This is a genomic window from Frateuria edaphi, from assembly GCF_021117405.1.
GTDB classification, from domain to species: domain Bacteria; phylum Pseudomonadota; class Gammaproteobacteria; order Xanthomonadales; family Rhodanobacteraceae; genus Frateuria_A; species Frateuria_A edaphi.
Window position 1 is genome coordinate 1,952,603 of record NZ_CP088251.1, and the last position, 14,963, is coordinate 1,967,565.

Annotated in this window: 13 protein-coding genes; 8 read left to right on the forward strand and 5 right to left on the reverse strand. The window is 68.3% G+C overall.

The genetic code is table 11. From position 1 onward, the window contains the following. Nucleotides 1–49: 49 nt before the first annotated feature. The 3 genes from LQ772_RS09245 to LQ772_RS09255 all read right to left on the reverse strand — a co-directional run bounded on the left by LQ772_RS09245 (nt 50) and on the right by LQ772_RS09255 (nt 5,813). The gene (locus LQ772_RS09245) at nt 50–2,578 is read right to left on the reverse strand and encodes a TonB-dependent receptor (RefSeq protein WP_231320364.1); all 2,529 of its coding nucleotides are present in this window, start codon (nt 2,576–2,578) and stop codon (nt 50–52) included. Between the two features lie 26 nt (nt 2,579–2,604). Next, nucleotides 2,605–4,644 (reverse strand): tetratricopeptide repeat-containing sulfotransferase family protein, encoded by a 2,040-nt coding sequence (locus tag LQ772_RS09250; RefSeq protein ID WP_231320365.1) that lies wholly within the window; start codon nt 4,642–4,644, stop codon nt 2,605–2,607. 155 nt (nt 4,645–4,799) lie between these two features. Further along, nucleotides 4,800–5,813, reverse strand: coding sequence for an acetylserotonin O-methyltransferase (locus LQ772_RS09255; protein WP_231320366.1), 1,014 nt, complete (start codon nt 5,811–5,813; stop codon nt 4,800–4,802). Nucleotides 5,814–6,142: 329 nt separating this feature from the next. On the opposite strand from LQ772_RS09255, the gene msrB reads away from it, so the two are divergent. The 5 genes from msrB (at nt 6,143) to LQ772_RS09280 (ending at nt 9,937) form a co-directional block, all read left to right on the forward strand. Beyond that, a complete protein-coding gene (msrB, locus tag LQ772_RS09260; RefSeq protein WP_231320368.1) occupies nt 6,143–6,604 on the forward strand; it encodes a peptide-methionine (R)-S-oxide reductase MsrB in 462 nt (153 codons plus the stop codon). Then, the gene (gene msrA / locus LQ772_RS09265) at nt 6,601–7,110 is read left to right on the forward strand and encodes a peptide-methionine (S)-S-oxide reductase MsrA (protein WP_231320370.1); all 510 of its coding nucleotides are present in this window, start codon (nt 6,601–6,603) and stop codon (nt 7,108–7,110) included. The genes msrB and msrA overlap by 4 nt, the downstream gene beginning before the upstream one ends. A 398-nt stretch (nt 7,111–7,508) precedes the next feature. Further along, nucleotides 7,509–8,594 (forward strand): sugar-transfer associated ATP-grasp domain-containing protein, encoded by a 1,086-nt coding sequence (locus LQ772_RS09270; RefSeq protein WP_231320372.1) that lies wholly within the window; start codon nt 7,509–7,511, stop codon nt 8,592–8,594. A gap of 27 nt (nt 8,595–8,621) precedes the next feature. Then, nucleotides 8,622–9,458, forward strand: coding sequence for an exodeoxyribonuclease III (locus LQ772_RS09275; RefSeq protein ID WP_231320373.1), 837 nt, complete (start codon nt 8,622–8,624; stop codon nt 9,456–9,458). Between the two features lie 119 nt (nt 9,459–9,577). Further along, complete coding sequence (locus LQ772_RS09280; RefSeq protein ID WP_231320375.1) at nt 9,578–9,937, forward strand: DUF1428 domain-containing protein; 360 nt, start codon at nt 9,578–9,580, stop codon at nt 9,935–9,937. A 121-nt stretch (nt 9,938–10,058) separates the two neighbouring features. Here the strand turns inward: LQ772_RS09280 and LQ772_RS09285 are convergent, their stop codons facing one another. Next, nucleotides 10,059–11,609 (reverse strand): POT-type proton-dependent oligopeptide transporter, encoded by a 1,551-nt coding sequence (locus tag LQ772_RS09285; protein ID WP_231320376.1) that lies wholly within the window; start codon nt 11,607–11,609, stop codon nt 10,059–10,061. 173 nt (nt 11,610–11,782) lie between these two features. Next, nucleotides 11,783–12,406 carry a TMEM175 family protein gene (locus tag LQ772_RS09290; protein ID WP_231320377.1) on the reverse strand — a complete coding sequence of 208 codons (624 nt, stop codon included), beginning with the start codon at nt 12,404–12,406 and terminating at the stop codon, nt 11,783–11,785. Nucleotides 12,407–12,849: 443 nt separating this feature from the next. Here LQ772_RS09290 and LQ772_RS09295 point away from each other — a divergent pair, with 443 nt between their 5' ends. The 3 genes from LQ772_RS09295 to LQ772_RS09305 are packed head-to-tail and all read left to right on the forward strand — an operon-like array spanning nt 12,850 to nt 14,719. Further along, nucleotides 12,850–13,557 (forward strand): hypothetical protein, encoded by a 708-nt coding sequence (locus LQ772_RS09295; protein WP_231320378.1) that lies wholly within the window; start codon nt 12,850–12,852, stop codon nt 13,555–13,557. Continuing rightward, the gene (locus LQ772_RS09300; protein WP_231320379.1) at nt 13,554–14,003 is read left to right on the forward strand and encodes a phage holin family protein; all 450 of its coding nucleotides are present in this window, start codon (nt 13,554–13,556) and stop codon (nt 14,001–14,003) included. Before LQ772_RS09295 ends, LQ772_RS09300 begins: the two co-directional genes overlap by 4 nt. Next, nucleotides 14,000–14,719: a DUF3618 domain-containing protein gene (locus LQ772_RS09305; protein ID WP_231320380.1), complete on the forward strand. Its 720-nt coding sequence runs from the start codon at nt 14,000–14,002 to the stop codon at nt 14,717–14,719. Before LQ772_RS09300 ends, LQ772_RS09305 begins: the two co-directional genes overlap by 4 nt. Nucleotides 14,720–14,963: the final 244 nt, after the last annotated feature.

Sequence of the window (14,963 nt, forward strand, 5' to 3'; positions counted from 1 at the left end):
AAAAGCCCCGGACATGCCGGGGCTTTTGGCTTTCTGCATCAGCGAACGGCTAGAACTCCTGGCTGAACCTCACGCCGATCGTCCTCGGCTGGTTGGTGACGGTGTACACCTGCCCGTTCGGATACTGCGGCACGACGTCGTGGGCGGCGCAGGTCGCCTCCGCGCACTCGGCGTACTTGTAGATCTGCGCGCGCTTGTCGAACAGGTTGTTGACGTAGACGTCGAACGTCCAGCTGTTCTTGTGGAAGCCGGCGGAGAGGTCGGCCGTGGTGTAGGCGGCAAGGTTGCCAAGCAGCCCGCCCTCGAACTGGCGCAGGTCCGCACGGCGCTCGCCCACGTGAACGATGGCGGCCTGCAGGAAGGCTTCGTTCTCGCCCACGTCGAAGGTATATCGGGCCTGCAGGTTGCCCTTGAAGCGCGGCGTGACGGGCAGGCGCGAGCCCTCCGGAGCCTGCGGTCCATCCACCGCCTCGCCGGTGAGCGGGTTGATGGTGCCGGCGGGACAGTCGGAGATCGGATTGCCGGCCAGGTCGGTGAAGCCGCAGTAGTTCGCGGTGAGCTTGGCGTTGTAGAGCGCAAAGCCGGCGCTCAGCTCCAGGTTGTAGGTAGCCGCCCAGTTGAGCTCCGATTCCAGGCCGGTGATGCGCGCCTGGTTGGCGTTCTTGATCTCGGTGAGACCGTTGGCGCCCAGGATGCTGAACTGGAAATCCTTCCAGTCCTGCCGGAACACCGAGCCGTTGAAGGACAGCCGGTTGTCGAACCAGGTGCTCTTCCAGCCGATCTCGTAGTTGGTGAGGTAGTCGGACATGTACGGCGGCAGGGTGCCGCGCCGGTTGATGCCGCCCGGCCGGAAGCCTTCGGACTTGGTCACGTAAACCATCTTGGTCGGCGTGATGTTCCAGGTCAGGTTGAACTTGAACAGCGAGCCGGTCTCCTTCACCCGCTTGTCGAAGTCCAGGCACGGCGCGCCGTGGTAGGGCTCGGGCGAGATGCAGCCGGCCTGGCCGTAACTCGAACCGGGGAAAAAGCCCGAGCTGAAGCCGAAGTAGCCGCCCAGGCTGTTGTTGGTGCGGAAGTAGCGCCCGCCGACCGTGCCGGTGAGGGTGTCGGGTATGAAGTCGTAGGAGAGCTCGCCGAACACCGCCTCGTCCTGGTCGACGCGGGTCTGCTTGGTCAGCCACAGCGTGTCGGGCCAGCCGGGGGTGTCCAGTGTGTCGGACAGGTTGTCGATCTTGTACTGCTGCTGGATGTCGTGATGCTGCTGCTCCCAGAACAGGCCCGCGACGAGCCGCAGGCGATCGTCCGACGGCGAGGCGATGCGCAGTTCGTGGCTGTCGCGGTTGTAGCGGTCGCGGGCGAAGATGTACTGCGACGGATTGATCAACGCGCCGCTGTTGTCGTAGATGTACGCGCCGTAGCCGGCCAGCGTGTCGTACCAGAACGAGTAATCGCTGTAGTCGCTTTCCTCCTCCTGGCTGCGCTTGAGGTGCGCGTAGGAGTAGGTCAGGTCGAAGTTGCCGATCTTGCCCTGCACCGTGAGGGCGGCTTGCCACCAGCGGTCGTCCGTGCGTTCGGGATACCAATGGCTGACCGCCAGGTCGCCGATCGCCGGATCGTAGGCGAAGTTGCCGTGGGCGATGGTCTGCTGGCCCATGACGGTGGGGCTGATCGACCAGTCATCGTCCAGGTCGACCTTGAGCGCCGCGCGGGCGCCGTTGGTGGTCGCATCGTTATAGGCGTTTTCGGCGCGGTAGGTGCAGTCGAGCGTCGGCGAGGGCGTGCAGTCCTTCGCGTTGCTGACGCTGATGCCTGAAACCGGATAGGTCCGCGTGCCCATCCTGTTGTCGATGTAGCCGGCATCGTGCTCATGCCAGCCGACCAGGCGGATGGCCGCGTTCTTCGCCAGCGGGATGTTGGCCATGCCTTCGCCGGTGTAACCGACGCCGCCGTTCTTCACCGTGCTCGTGCCCAGCGCGTAGCTGGCCGCGAAACCGCTGGGGTCGGGCTTGTTGGTGATGATGCGCAGGGCGCCCGCCTCGGCGCTGGCACCGTAGAGCGTGCCCTGTGGCCCGGCCAGCACCTCCACGCGCGCGATGTCGTACATGTGGATGTCGAGCGGGCCCTGGATGGTGGTGACCGGCTCCTCGTCCAGGTAGACGCCCACGCTGGGCAGCGAGCCGGAGTGGTTGCCGTCGCCGCCGCTGGCCACGCCTCGCATGTACACGTGCGCGAAGCCCGGCCCGAAGCTTTCGTACGAGACACTGGGCAGGTATTTGACGTAGTCGTCGAAGTCGCGCACGTGCAGTTGCTGCAGCTTTTCCTCGCCCAGCACCTGGATGCTGACGGGCACCTTCTGCAGGTCTTCGGTGCGCTTCTCGGCGGTGACGGTCACCTGCTTGAGCGTGGTGACCTTCCTGCTTTTCTGCGTGGCCGCGGGCGGCGAAGCCGGCTGCCCCGTGTCCTGGGCAAACGCCGGCACGGCGATGGCCAGGCAGATGGCCGCGGCCAGCGGCAGGCGTGCGGACGATGGAACTCCGGGCGATCTTCCCGGCTTCTTGCGGTTTGTTTGGCGGTACATCGACTCCCCTCCCTTGAAGATGACGATCAGGACAACAGCGTGTTTTCCCCCTGCAAACTTTCAGGTACGGCCGGATAGCTTTCGAGCACCGGCCCCAGCGCCTGCTCCAGCGGCCCCAGCCACCGTGCGTAATGGCGCCACTGGTCCATGCCCTCGCGATAGATGGGTCGGCGCACCTGTTCCGAGCTGGCCGTGCGGACGGGACGCGCGTTCTCGAAGAAGCGCAGGCAGCCCTCCTCGAACGGCAGGCCGCAGTGCGCGAGCAGCCGGCGCACCTCGCCTTCGGTGTCCTCGACCATGCGCTCGTAGACGACGCGGTGCACGCGCCCCGGCAGCACCGCATCGAAGTGCGCCATCAGCGCGACGTAGTCGCGGTAATACGCGCCCAGGTCCTCCAGGCTGTAGCTGAAACTCTGCCCCCGCGCGAAGTGCTGCTTGAAACCGGAGAAGCAGCAGGCCAGCGGATGCCGCCGCGCATCGATGACGATGGCATTGGGCAGGATCAGGTGGATCAACCCAAGATGCATGAAGTTGTTCGGCATCTTGTCGATGAACAGCGGCGCGCCGGTCTTGCGATGGATGCGCGTGCCGGCAAGGTACCGTTCGCCCAGTTCGCGCAGGCCCTCGCCGTCGAGCGCGGCCAGCGCGTCGTGGTACGGCATCGCGCTGTCCGCGTCCGCCTGTTCCCGCAGCAGGCGCGTGAGCGAGGTGATTTCCGGCAGCTCCATCGTGCCTTCGACCTGGCTGTGGCTGGACAGGATCTGCTCGATCAGCGTGGAACCGGAGCGCGGCAGTCCCACGATGAAAATCGGATCGCGCGCCGGGCAGCCGCCGCCCCGGCGCGCCTCGAAGAAGTCGCGGGTGTAGCGCCCACGGATGTGCGCCACACGGGCGCGGGTGTCCTCCGCCCGATAGTGCAGTTGCGCGCGACGGATCGCATTGCCGCGGGCGTAGTGTTCGAACGAGGCTGCGTAATCCGCTTCGTCCTCCAGCGCCTTGCCGAGCGCGAACTCCAGGTGCAGGCGGTCCTCTTCGGCGAGGTCGGCACGCGCCAGTTGTGTGCGCATGGTTGCCACGTCCGCCGGCCCGAAGCGGAAAGTCTTGAGGTTGGCCAGGCTCCACCAGACTTCGCCGAAGGACGGCTCGATGGCCAGGCTGCGCCGGTAGGCGTCGATCGCGCGCTCCAGCTGTCCTGCGGTCTTGAGCGCGTGGCCGTAGCTCATCCACACCCTTGCCTGGTCGGGATAACGCGCCAGCAGCTCGGCGTAGATCGCGATGGCCGGTGCGTAGTCGCCCACGCGGCACAGCACCACGGCCTTGAGGTTGCGGTAGCCCGGATGATCCGGATCGGTGGCGAGCAGTTGCTCGATCTCCGCCAGCGCCCGTTCGGGCTGGTTGCTGCGGTGGAGCACCAGCGCATAGTTGTGGCGCGCGGCGTGGAAGCCGGGCGCGAGCTCGAGGCACCGGGAAAGCAGGTTCAGCGCATCCTCGTTGCGGCCCAGGCGGGCGGCGACCTCGGCGAACATGCGGATTGCGGCGACGTCGGTCGGGACGGCCTTCAGGTGTGCACGCAGCAAGGCCTCGGCATCCGGCAGCCGGTCTTCGGCCAGGGCCGCGGCGGCGCCGAGCAGGCGCGGGTCGCTGGTGGCGTGGCGAACGTGCTGTGCATAGGCGGCATCGGCCGCTTCGGTGTCGCCCACGGCCGCCAGGTGATCGCCCAGCGCCCGCCAGGCCTGTGGCAGGTCGGGCTTGAGCGCGACCGCTCGCTGCAGCGCGGCGATCGCCTCCTGTCCGCGACCGGCACGCCACAGCGCCAGGCCCAGATCCAGCTGCACGATGGCCCAGTTCGGCTGGCCATCGGCAAGCGGCGCGAGGATGGCGAGCGCGGCCGCCTCCTCACCCAGTGCCCCGTGCGCGACCGCCAGCAACCGCAGCGCGCCGGGATGGCCGGGAACGGCCTTGAGGATTTCCCCCAGCTGCTCCCTGGCCAGCGTGGCATCGTGCTCCAGCAACCGTTGGGCGTGCGCCAGCGCCTGCTCCAGGGTGCCCGCGGCAGCTTCGCTCATGCCGCCACGTCCCGGGGCGCGCCGACGGGGCGGGCTGCGGGCAAGGGCCGGGACGCCGGCGGCAAGGTGCAGTACATGCGACAGCGCTCCACACGGGGTGTGCGCAGCCTACCGGCGAATCCAAGCGCCCGGTAGTGGATCGCCGCACAGGCCGCTCACTTGATGCCGATCACCATCGAATCGGGGCCGACCAGGTGCTCGGTGCGGGTCTGGCGGAAGCCCGCATCCTTCATCCATCCCGCGCAGTCGGCACCGGTGTAGTCGAACCCGCCGGGCGTCTCGATCAGCATGTTGAGGCTCATCAGCAGGCCGAAGGCGTTTTCCTTGCGCTCGTCGTCGATGATCGACTCGTACACCACCAGCGCGCCGCCCTCGGGCAGCGCGTCAAAGGCTTTGCCGATCAGCATGCGTTTGGTGGGTAGGTCCCAGTCGTGCAGGATGTGGCCCATCAGTACCACGTCGGCCTTGGGCAGCTCCTGTTCGAAGAAGCTGCCCGCCGCGAAATCCACGCGGTCGTTCACGCCGACCGCGCGCATGTAGTCCTCAAAGATCGGGCGCACCTGCGGCAGGTCGAAGCCGATGCCATGCAGGTGCGGGTTGGCGAGCGCGATCTGCGCGGCAAGGTCGCCCTGCGCGGTGCCGACGTCGACGAAGCTGCGGTAGTCCTTCCAGGGGAATTGCCGTGCGATCGCCAGGTTGGCGCCGCGGCTGATGCCGGTCATCGCCGCCAGGAACTGTGCGAGGCGCGCCGGATCGGCGTAGAGCGTGTCGAACAGGTCCGGCCCGCCGTGCGCGACCTCGTTCTGCGGCAGGCCGGTGCGCAGCGCCAGGGTCAGGCCGCGCCAGAACGGGTAGAGCCGCGCGTTGGCCATCTCCAGGATGCCGCCGACGTAGGACGGTTTGGCACGGTCGAGGAACAGGTCGGTTTCGGCGGTGTTCGCGTAGACGCCATCGGTACGCGCGAGGAAGCCCAGCGCGACCAGCGCGTCGAAGAAGTCGCGGGCCGAGCGCGCATGCAGGCCAAGCGCGTCGCGCAGAGCCGGCAACTCGGCCGGGCCGCGGGCGAGGCGGGTGAACACGCCGAGCTCGATCGCGCTCAGCAGCGTCTTGGAGGCCCAGAACGCAAGGCCGGTCTGCAGGATCGCATCGGGAGAAGGTTGCGCTTGCATGGGCTCGCTCCGTCCGTAACCGCGCTGGCGGTGGTGGGTGCGTCGGCCCGGGGCATGCGTAACCGGAAACGGGGGGCCGGCGAAGCACGTGTGTCCCCCGGGCGCGCGCCCGGGGCGGCACATCATGCCACCCGTTCCGTTGACTGGCCTTCACATGCGCCTCTGGCCGATCGCCCCATGGAGCGGCCGTGACCGGACAGCGCTTGGAACGCTTACGCGAGGCCTTATGTCGTTGTGACGCCCGGATCGTGGGTTTCCGCCCGCGGTTCGGCACGGAGGCGCCCATCGCCAGCCAGCCGGCGAAATACTGCACCCACACGAGGTAGCCAATGCCGACCTACAGCAAGACGCCCGAGGCGCTCGCCCGCCTTACACCCGAACAATTCCGCGTGACCCAGCAGAGCGGCACCGAGCGTCCGTTCGAGAACGCCTTCAACGATCACCGGGAGCCGGGTTTGTACGTGGACGTGGTGTCCGGCGAGCCGCTGTTCACCTCGCTGGACAAGTTCGACGGCCACTGCGGCTGGCCGAGCTTCAGCCGGCCGGTCGAGCCCGCCCATGTGGTCGAGAAGCGCGACGTGAGCCACGGCATGATCCGCACCGAGGTGCGCTCCAGCCACGGCGACAGCCACTTGGGCCACGTCTTCCCGGACGGCCCGCGCGAAACCGGTGGCCTGCGCTACTGCATCAACTCGGCCTCGCTGCGCTTCATTCCCCTCGACGCGCTCGAACGCGAGGGCTACGGCGAGTACCGCAAGCTGTTCGACACCACGAAGGAGGCCCAACGATGAGCACCGAACGCGCCGTTCTTGCCGGCGGCTGCTTCTGGGGCATGCAGGAACTGCTGCGCCACCAGCCGGGCGTGATCTCCACCCGCGTGGGCTACGCCGGCGGCGACGTGGCCAACGCCACCTACCGCAACCACGGCACCCATGCCGAGGCGGTCGAGATCATCTTCGACCCGCAGAAGATCAGCTACCGCCGCCTGCTGGAGTTCTTCTTCCAGATCCACGACCCGAGCACGCCCAACCGTCAGGGCAACGACCGCGGCAGCAGCTACCGCTCGGCGATCTACTACACCACCGGCGAACAGGAACGCGTGGCCGAGGAGACCATCGCCGACGTCGACGCCTCGGGTCTGTGGCCCGGCAAGGCGGTCACCGAGATCGAGCCTGCCGGCGACTTCTGGGAGGCCGAGCCGGAGCACCAGGACTACCTGCAGCACTACCCCACCGGCTACACCTGCCACTTCGTGCGGCCGGGATGGAAGCTGCCCCGGCGTGCCGAGGCTGGCTAGCGGACCGGACGTGGCGGTCGCGCACAGGCGCTCTCCGACAGGCGACCCCGTGCGCGATTGCCCCGCCGCCATCGCCTTGGCGCACAGGCCTGGCTCTCTGTAGGAGCGCGCAGCGCGCGACTGCGGCCTGCACCGCGAACTTTCACAACTCCTTGAGCTCGCGCCCGGTATGACGCGCAGGCCCTTCCCGCACGCAAGGGCAGCCAAGAATCCCGGAAGCGACCGGGCCCAGCCAGACGATCGAGGAAGCATCCACGCCGCGGACTGGCGCGTCACCAGCAAGCATCTGCCGCCTGCCCCCGTGCGCTCGGGCCGGCCAGGCCCACGACCCTTTCCGGCCCGCTGCAGCCCCGCTGCAGCGCCTTTAGTTGTTTTCCCCGCAGAGGAATCGAACGTCGATGTCCCTGTCCGCCAAGTCACTGAAGAAGACCAGCCTGGCTGCCGCCAAGCGCCTCTACACCGGGTTGCAGCAGACGCAGCGCCAGGCGCACTACAACCAGCAGGCGCAGGCCGTGCTGCACGCGGTGGAAAGCCAGCGCGGACCGACCGATCGCACGGCGGTCCGGCAAGCGGACGAGTACGCCCGCGAGGTGCTTGGCAGCGTCCGCTACGCGCCCTGGCTGCACGTCTACGCCGCGGTGAGCGGTGGCTTCCGCGAGGGCTGGATCCCCGACAACTACTATGGTTTGGTGGTCGACCCGCACAAGAGCGGCGAGGTGGCCAAGGTCGCGCTGATCAAGTCCTTCACCAACCGCATCCTCAACACCGAGGCGCTGCCGGACCTGGCCTACGTCATCGATGGCCTCTACTACTCGCGCGACTACCGCCCCGTGTCCCAGCGCGAACTGGTCGAGATCCTCTTCGCGCGCGAAGACCGCGCCGTGTTCAAGGCCGACAACTCCTACCAGGGCCGCAGCGTGACCTTCATGACGCGCGGGCACTTCCCGGCGGACGGCCGCCTGCCGTTGCCCGACGGCGTCTTCCAGGCGCCGATCCGCCAGCACGGTTTCTTTGCCGAACTGAGCCCCAGCGCCACCGCCACGCTGCGCATCACCACCGCGCGCGAGCTCGACGGCAGCATCGCGGTGAAGGCCGCCTACCTGCGCCTGGGCCGTGTCGACGACGACATCGTGCGCAGCCGCAGCCACGTGCGCGTGGCCGTCGACCCGGCCAACGGCGCGCTGGACGAGACCGGTTTCCTGCACGACTGGCGCACCATCGACGCGCACCCGGATACCGGCCTGGGCTTCGGCGGACGTGTCATCCCGCACTTCGCCGCGGCCACCCAGCTGTGCCGCTCGCTGCACCAGGGCTGCCCGCACATGCCGTGCCTGGGCTGGGACCTGTGCATCGACGAGGACGACCAGCCGCGGCTGATGGAGTGGAACGCGCGCTACAACGACATCAAGTTCTCCGAGGCTACCCGCGGCCCCTGCTTCCGCGGCCTGGGCTGGGAAGACCTGTGGCGGCAGGCAGCCGCCTGACCAACTCGCGCCGCCGGCCCGCAGCGGATGCGCATCGTCTCGTGGAATGTCGAGAACCTGGCGCACTGGCTGGAGAACGATGCCACCGGCCTGCCCGTCCTGCATGCGCGGCTGGGCTCGCCCGAGGTGCTGTGCCTGCAGGAAGTGCGCATCCGGCCCCAGGACCAGGCGCTGGTTGCGCGCATGCACACCGCCCTGCCCGGCTTCAGTTGCCACGCCTCGCTTAACCATGATCCGCACAATGGCCGCTTCCGCGGCGGTCGCGCGTACGGCGTGGCGACCTGGCTGCGCGCCGACCTCGACGCCACGCCACTGCGCTTCCCGTGGGACACCGAGGGGCGCGTGATCGTCTCGGGCCTGCCCTCGCTGGGCGTGGCCATCGCCAACGTTTATGCGGTCAACGGCACGGGTCGGCCGCACTGGGACGCCGAGCACGGCGGGCCGTACGGCAACCGGCACCAGTTCAAGCAGCGTTTCATCGAGCGGCTGGGTGACGAGGGGCGGGCGCTGCAGGCCGGCGGCCTCGACCTGGTGCTGATCGGCGACTGGAACGTTTCGCGCACGTACCTGGACACGACGCCGCGCCTGCGCACGGAAGAGCCGCACGCCACCGCGCGGCGCCGCTTCAACGAAGAGTTCGTCGCAGGCCTGGGGCTGACCGACGCCTTTCGCCACCTGTACCCGGATGCACGCGCGTACACCTGGTTCCACCCGCGCAGCCGCCATCGGCTGGACGCGGCGCGGGTGGATTTCGCGCTGGTGGGCGAGAGTCTGCTGCCGCGTGTTGTCGGGGCTGGCATCGAGGACGACCCGGCCATGCGCCCGGGCAGCGACCACGCGCCGCTATGGATCGAGCTCTCGTAGGGGCTTCAGTCCGGCCCCCTCGCCAGGGACGGTGGGCCGAAGCGCTTTGCGTTCGTCTGTCGATTTTCCACGCCCCGGATCGTCGACAAGAGGCAACCCCCGCCAAAGGAGCACATGCCATGTCCTACATCGACGGTTTCGTGATTGCCGTGCCCACGGCCAACCGGGAAAAGTTCATCGAGCACGCCAGCACGTTCGACGTCTACTTCCAGGAGTTCGGCGCCACGCGCGTGGTCGAGTGCTGGAGCGACGACGTGCCCGAAGGCAAGCTCACCGATTTCCGCCGCGCCGTGCAGGCCACGCCTGACGAAGCGGTGGTGTTCTCCTGGATCGAATGGCCCGACAAGGCCACGCGCGATGCCGGCATGGAAAAGATGATGAAGGACCCGCGCCTGAGCCCCGAGAAGACGCCCATGCCGTTCGACGGCAAACGGATGATCTTCGGCGGGTTCGCGCCGGTGGTGGAATTGGGCCGGTAAGTCGGGGCGCCCGCTCCGGGCGCCCATCCGCCTGGCATCATCCACGCCGAGCGGGGAAAGGACCACGCGCCGCTATCCCGATCCTTGCCCGTTCAGGGCCAACGCGACGTGCCCCGGACGTTCACCCCGCCCGGTAGTAATCCCGCTCCCGATACCGCCGCGCATACAGGCCAAACGCCAGTGCCGCCAGCAGCGCGAACGCGGCGAAGAAGAACATCTGGAACGCGATCGTGCCGAGCCCGGTGCGGGCGATCGAATCGGTCACCGCATCGTTGCGCACTGCCGCGTTCGCCAGCAGCACCCACAGGTTGCCGATCGTGGTGGTGAGGTTCCAGAAGCTCATCACCACGCCCTTCATCGACGCCGGCGCCTGGCTGTAGGCGAACTCCAGGCCGGTGGCCGAGACCAGTACTTCGCCGAAGGTCAGCAAGGCGTACGGCAGCACCTGCCACACGATCGAGAGCGCATCCCCGCCGTCGATCGCCAGCTGCAACGCACCCACGGCGATCCAGGCCAGGCCGCTGAAGGCGATGCCCGCGGTCATGCGGCGCAACGCGGTGGGCGCGTAGCCCAACCGCCGCATCAACGGGTAGAGGACCAGGTTGTTGAACGGGATCAGCAGCATGACCAGCAGCGGATTCAATGCCTGCATCTGCGCCGGATGGAACCAGTCCGGCATGCTCATGTGCCCGCCCTGCACCACCCAGGTCGACGCCTTCTGGTCGAACAGCGAGAAGAACGGCGTGGTCAGCGCGAAGATCACCAGCACGCGCAACACGTTGCGCGCACCGTCCACCGCTGCGTCCGGATGCACGCCGCGGGCACGGTCCATCTGCATCCAGGCGCCGCCGCCGATGCCGGCAATCACCGCCACCACGGCCAGGCAGGCGGCGATCACGAAACCGAGGCTGGGGATCAACGCCGCCGATGCGAGTCCCACCACGATGCCGGCCACGGCCACCCACAGGCCCGGCCGCGCCCGTCCCGGCCGGCGGCTGAGCAACGCCGTGCGCACCACCCGAGAGAACGCGTCGCGGTCCGGCGGCGCCGGCGGCACCATCACGTACTGGCGCCGCCCCAACCAGAACACCACCGTGGCGACGAACATCAGCGCGCCCGGAATGCCGAACGCCACCGCGGCACCGAACTGGCGCAGGAAAAGCGGCATCAGCAGCGAGGCGAAGAACGAGCCGAAGTTGATGATCCAGTAGAAGGCGTCGAACACCACCTTGGCCAGGTGCTTGTTGGACTGGTCGAACTGGTCGCCCACGAACGAAGCCACCAGCGGCTTGATGCCGCCGGCGCCCAGCGCGATCAGCCCCAGCCCGGCGAAGAAGCCCAGGCGGTGGTCCTCGAACAGCGCCAGGCACGCGTGGCCCAGGCAATAGACCAGGCTCATCCACAGCACCGTGTGGTACTTGCCGAAGAAGCGGTCGGCAATCCAGCCACCCAGCAGCGGGAAGAAGTACACGCCGATGACAAAGCTGTGGAACACGTCCTTGGCCGCGAGCGTGCGCTCGGCCTCGGGCATGTAGGCCAGCAGGCTGCTGATCAGGAAGGGCGTGAGGATGTTGCGCATCCCGTAGAAGGAAAAGCGCTCGCAACCCTCGTTGCCGATGATGTAACCGATCTGCCGCGGCAGGCGGCCGCCCTCGTGGGTGGTGGTGCTCATCCGGACTCCCGTGCATCGGGAGAACCAGAGGCGCCTCCCCAGCGCCCGACTGTAGCAAGAAGCCCCGGGTGGGGCGCCGTCTGTCGGGCGCACGGGCTGCCAACGCGTGCTTGCTTGCCGTGCCCATCACTACGAGATGTTGTCGTTGTCGGGTCGCGCGCGCGAGCCTTGCGCTACCCGTCCTGGTCGCTCCCGACGAGGCCCTCGATCCGTCGGTCGGGCACCAGCCACATCACGGCCACCGCCGCGTACAGCGCCTGTGCAATCCAGGCCGCCCACACGGTAGACGCAATGCCCAGCGCGTACAGCACCGGGGAAAGCTTGCCCTTCCAGTCGCTGCCGAGCGCCCGCATGAGCACCGAGTCATCGCCCTGCAGGCGCACGAGCGTCCGCTGCAGCAGCCAGTACGCGACCGCCGCCATCAGCAGCACCACGCCGTAGGCGGCCGTGGGCGCGGCCGCGAAGTGGTTCTCCCCCATCCACGCAGTGGCGAAGGGAAACAACGACAGCCAGAACAGCAAGTGCAGGTTCGCCCAGAGCACGCCGCCGGAAACGCGCCGGCACACTGCAAGCATGTGGTGGTGGTTGTTCCAGTAGATGCCCACGTACACGAAGCTGAGCACATAGCTGAGCAGCACCGGCAACAGCGGCGCCAGCGCGGCTGGCGAACTGCCGTGCGGCACCTTCAGCTCCAGCACCATGATCGTGATGATGATGGCGACCACGCCATCGCTGAAGGCCTCCAGCCGGCCCTTGCCCATGCCGGGCCGACGACCCTGGCGTTTACTCGCGTCCATCCGTTCCCTCCGTCCGGCGAGGCGACCGCAAGCGCGGCGCCCGGTGCGGGTGGACTCTATCAAGTTCGCCTTGCGGCCGATGGGCCGGGTGTTCCTCGCGCCACGTCATCCGCCACACACCGGACGCGCCGCCCCGCGGGCAATACACGGCACACGCCTGCCTGCCCTGCGCCTGCTTTCCCGCGGCGCGCGCCTTCATCCGCCGTGACGCAAGATGCAACCCTTTTAGACGGGCCTGTCATCGCGCTTGTTCCATGCTGCGCTTCCGTCGTGGCGCATGACGGAATAGACGGCCAAACCGCGGCGGCGCCACGCCCCGCCACCGGCCTGGCGGCGGAGACCGCCGCAGACAAACCCATGGACACCACCGACACCGCGAATTCGGCAGGGACGCAAGGCGGATTCGCGCGCGGGCGCCGCCCGTCCATACCGAGGACTCGCAGATGAATACACCCCAGGACAGCAGCTACCGCCCGTCCGCCGGCGGGAAGGTTACCGACCCTGGCGTCGCCGGAGGCGCCGAGGACATGGCAGAGAAGGTGCGCGCCGAAGGCCAGGAGCAGGTGCAGCACTACCGCAACGTCGCGGCCGACAAGGTCGACACGCTCGCCGACAGCGTCAAGGCCGCCGCGGCCGAAATGCGCGACGACGACGTGGCGCATCTGTCCCGGCACGTCTCGGACATGGCCAGCGGCCTGGGCCGCATGGCCGACGGGCTGCGCGAGAAAAGCGCCGACGAGATCCTGCATGACGTTCGCCGGATCGCGCGCGAGAACCCCACGTTGTTCATCGCCGGCAGCATCGCGATCGGCTTCGGCCTGACCCGCTTCGCGCGCGCCTCGGCCAGCAACGGCGCGGATCGCGGGCGATCGTCGAACCTCGCCACCAGCGAACGCACGAGTCGCGCCCGCTGGACCGATGCCGACGCGGCCGTCCCCGGGACCGCCGCCCACCCGGCGACCGGCAACGACACCATCGACACCACCGCGCCCGGCGGCCTGACCGGCTCCATTCCCGCGGTGCCGGGCCCCTCGGCTTCCACGGCCGATGCCATCTCGGCCCGCGCCGGCGCGGCCGCGAGCGACACGACGGACGACGGTCGAGACAGCCTGTCATCCACGGACACCCTGCGCGGGAGGAACCAACCATGAGCAAGTCTTTCGAACAGTCCCAATCCTTCGATACACCACCCGCGTTGCGCGCCGTACCCTCGCGCGAGGAAGACGTCTCCATCGGTGGCCTGCTCAAGCAGCTGGCGCGCGAAATCCCGATGCTGTTCACCAAGGAGCTGGCGCTGACCAAGGCCGAGATGCGCGAGAACCTGCGCGCGACCAAGGCGGGCGTGGCGGCGGTGGCCACCGGCGGCGCCGTGATGCTGGCGGGGCTGGTCATCCTGCTGATGGCCGGCGTGTACGGCCTGAGCACCGTGCTCGCGCCATGGTTGTCCGCACTGATCGTGGGCGCGGCCGCCTTGCTCGTCGGCTGGGTCATGATCAGCGCCGGCAAGAAGCAGTTCGAGCCCGGCTCGCTCAAGCCCGACCACACCATCCACTCGCTGCAGAAGGATGCCGATGCCATCCGCGGGAGGACGCCATGAGCACTGCCGAACGGATCGAAGCCGAATCGCACAAGGATCCGGCGCGCCTGGAGCAGGAGATCGACCAGCAGCGCGCGGACATCAACCACATCGTCGACGCGCTGGAGAACAAGCTTTCGCCGGGCCAGCTGTTCGACCGCATGGTGAACTTCGGCAAGGGCAACGGCCGCGAGTTCGCGCAGAACATCGGCAACGCGGTGAAGGCCAACCCGGTGCCCGCCCTGTTGACCTCCATCGGCCTGTTATGGCTTTACGCCAGCCGCGATGAGCCGGCACCGATGCGCAGCAGCTTTGCCGATACCGGCACCGAAGACGGTAGCGGCATGATGGATCGGGCGCGTGAGATGGGCAGCGAGGTTTCCGACACCGTTTCCAGCACCTGGAACCAGGCCAGGTCGCGCGTCGCCGACACCACCTCGCGCATGGCCGACACGGCCCAGGGCGCGCGTGAGTCCCTGCTGCACCAGAAGGACCGGGCCGTGCAGGGCTACAACAACCTGTTGCGCGACAACCCGTTGGCGCTTGGCGCCATCGGCATCGCCGTCGGTGCCCTGCTCGGTGCCGCGCTGCCCACCACCGAACCGGAAAACCGGTTGATGGGCGAGGCCAGCGACGATCTCGCCGACAAGGCGAAGGAAGCGGTCCGCACCGGCGCCGACAAGGCACGCGACGTCATGCACGACATGGGTGAGCCGCGGGACACCGTGCGCCATTGATGCGGCGGCGCACCCGCTCCGTCTGAAGCCCCGCCCGCCTGTCGGCCCTCTCTCCCGGAAGGGATGGGCGGCGGTTCAAGGGAGGCGCTTCGACGTCGGCACTGCGCGCCTACGCTCATTGCGAACGGTTTCCGGACACCGTTCACCTTGGGCGTAGGCGCAGGGTCGTAGGGCCGGCTGGCCCTCGTCCAAGGCGTGCCTCGAATCTTCTCCCGCGGAAGTGCACCGAGAGGCGCTTCGCCTT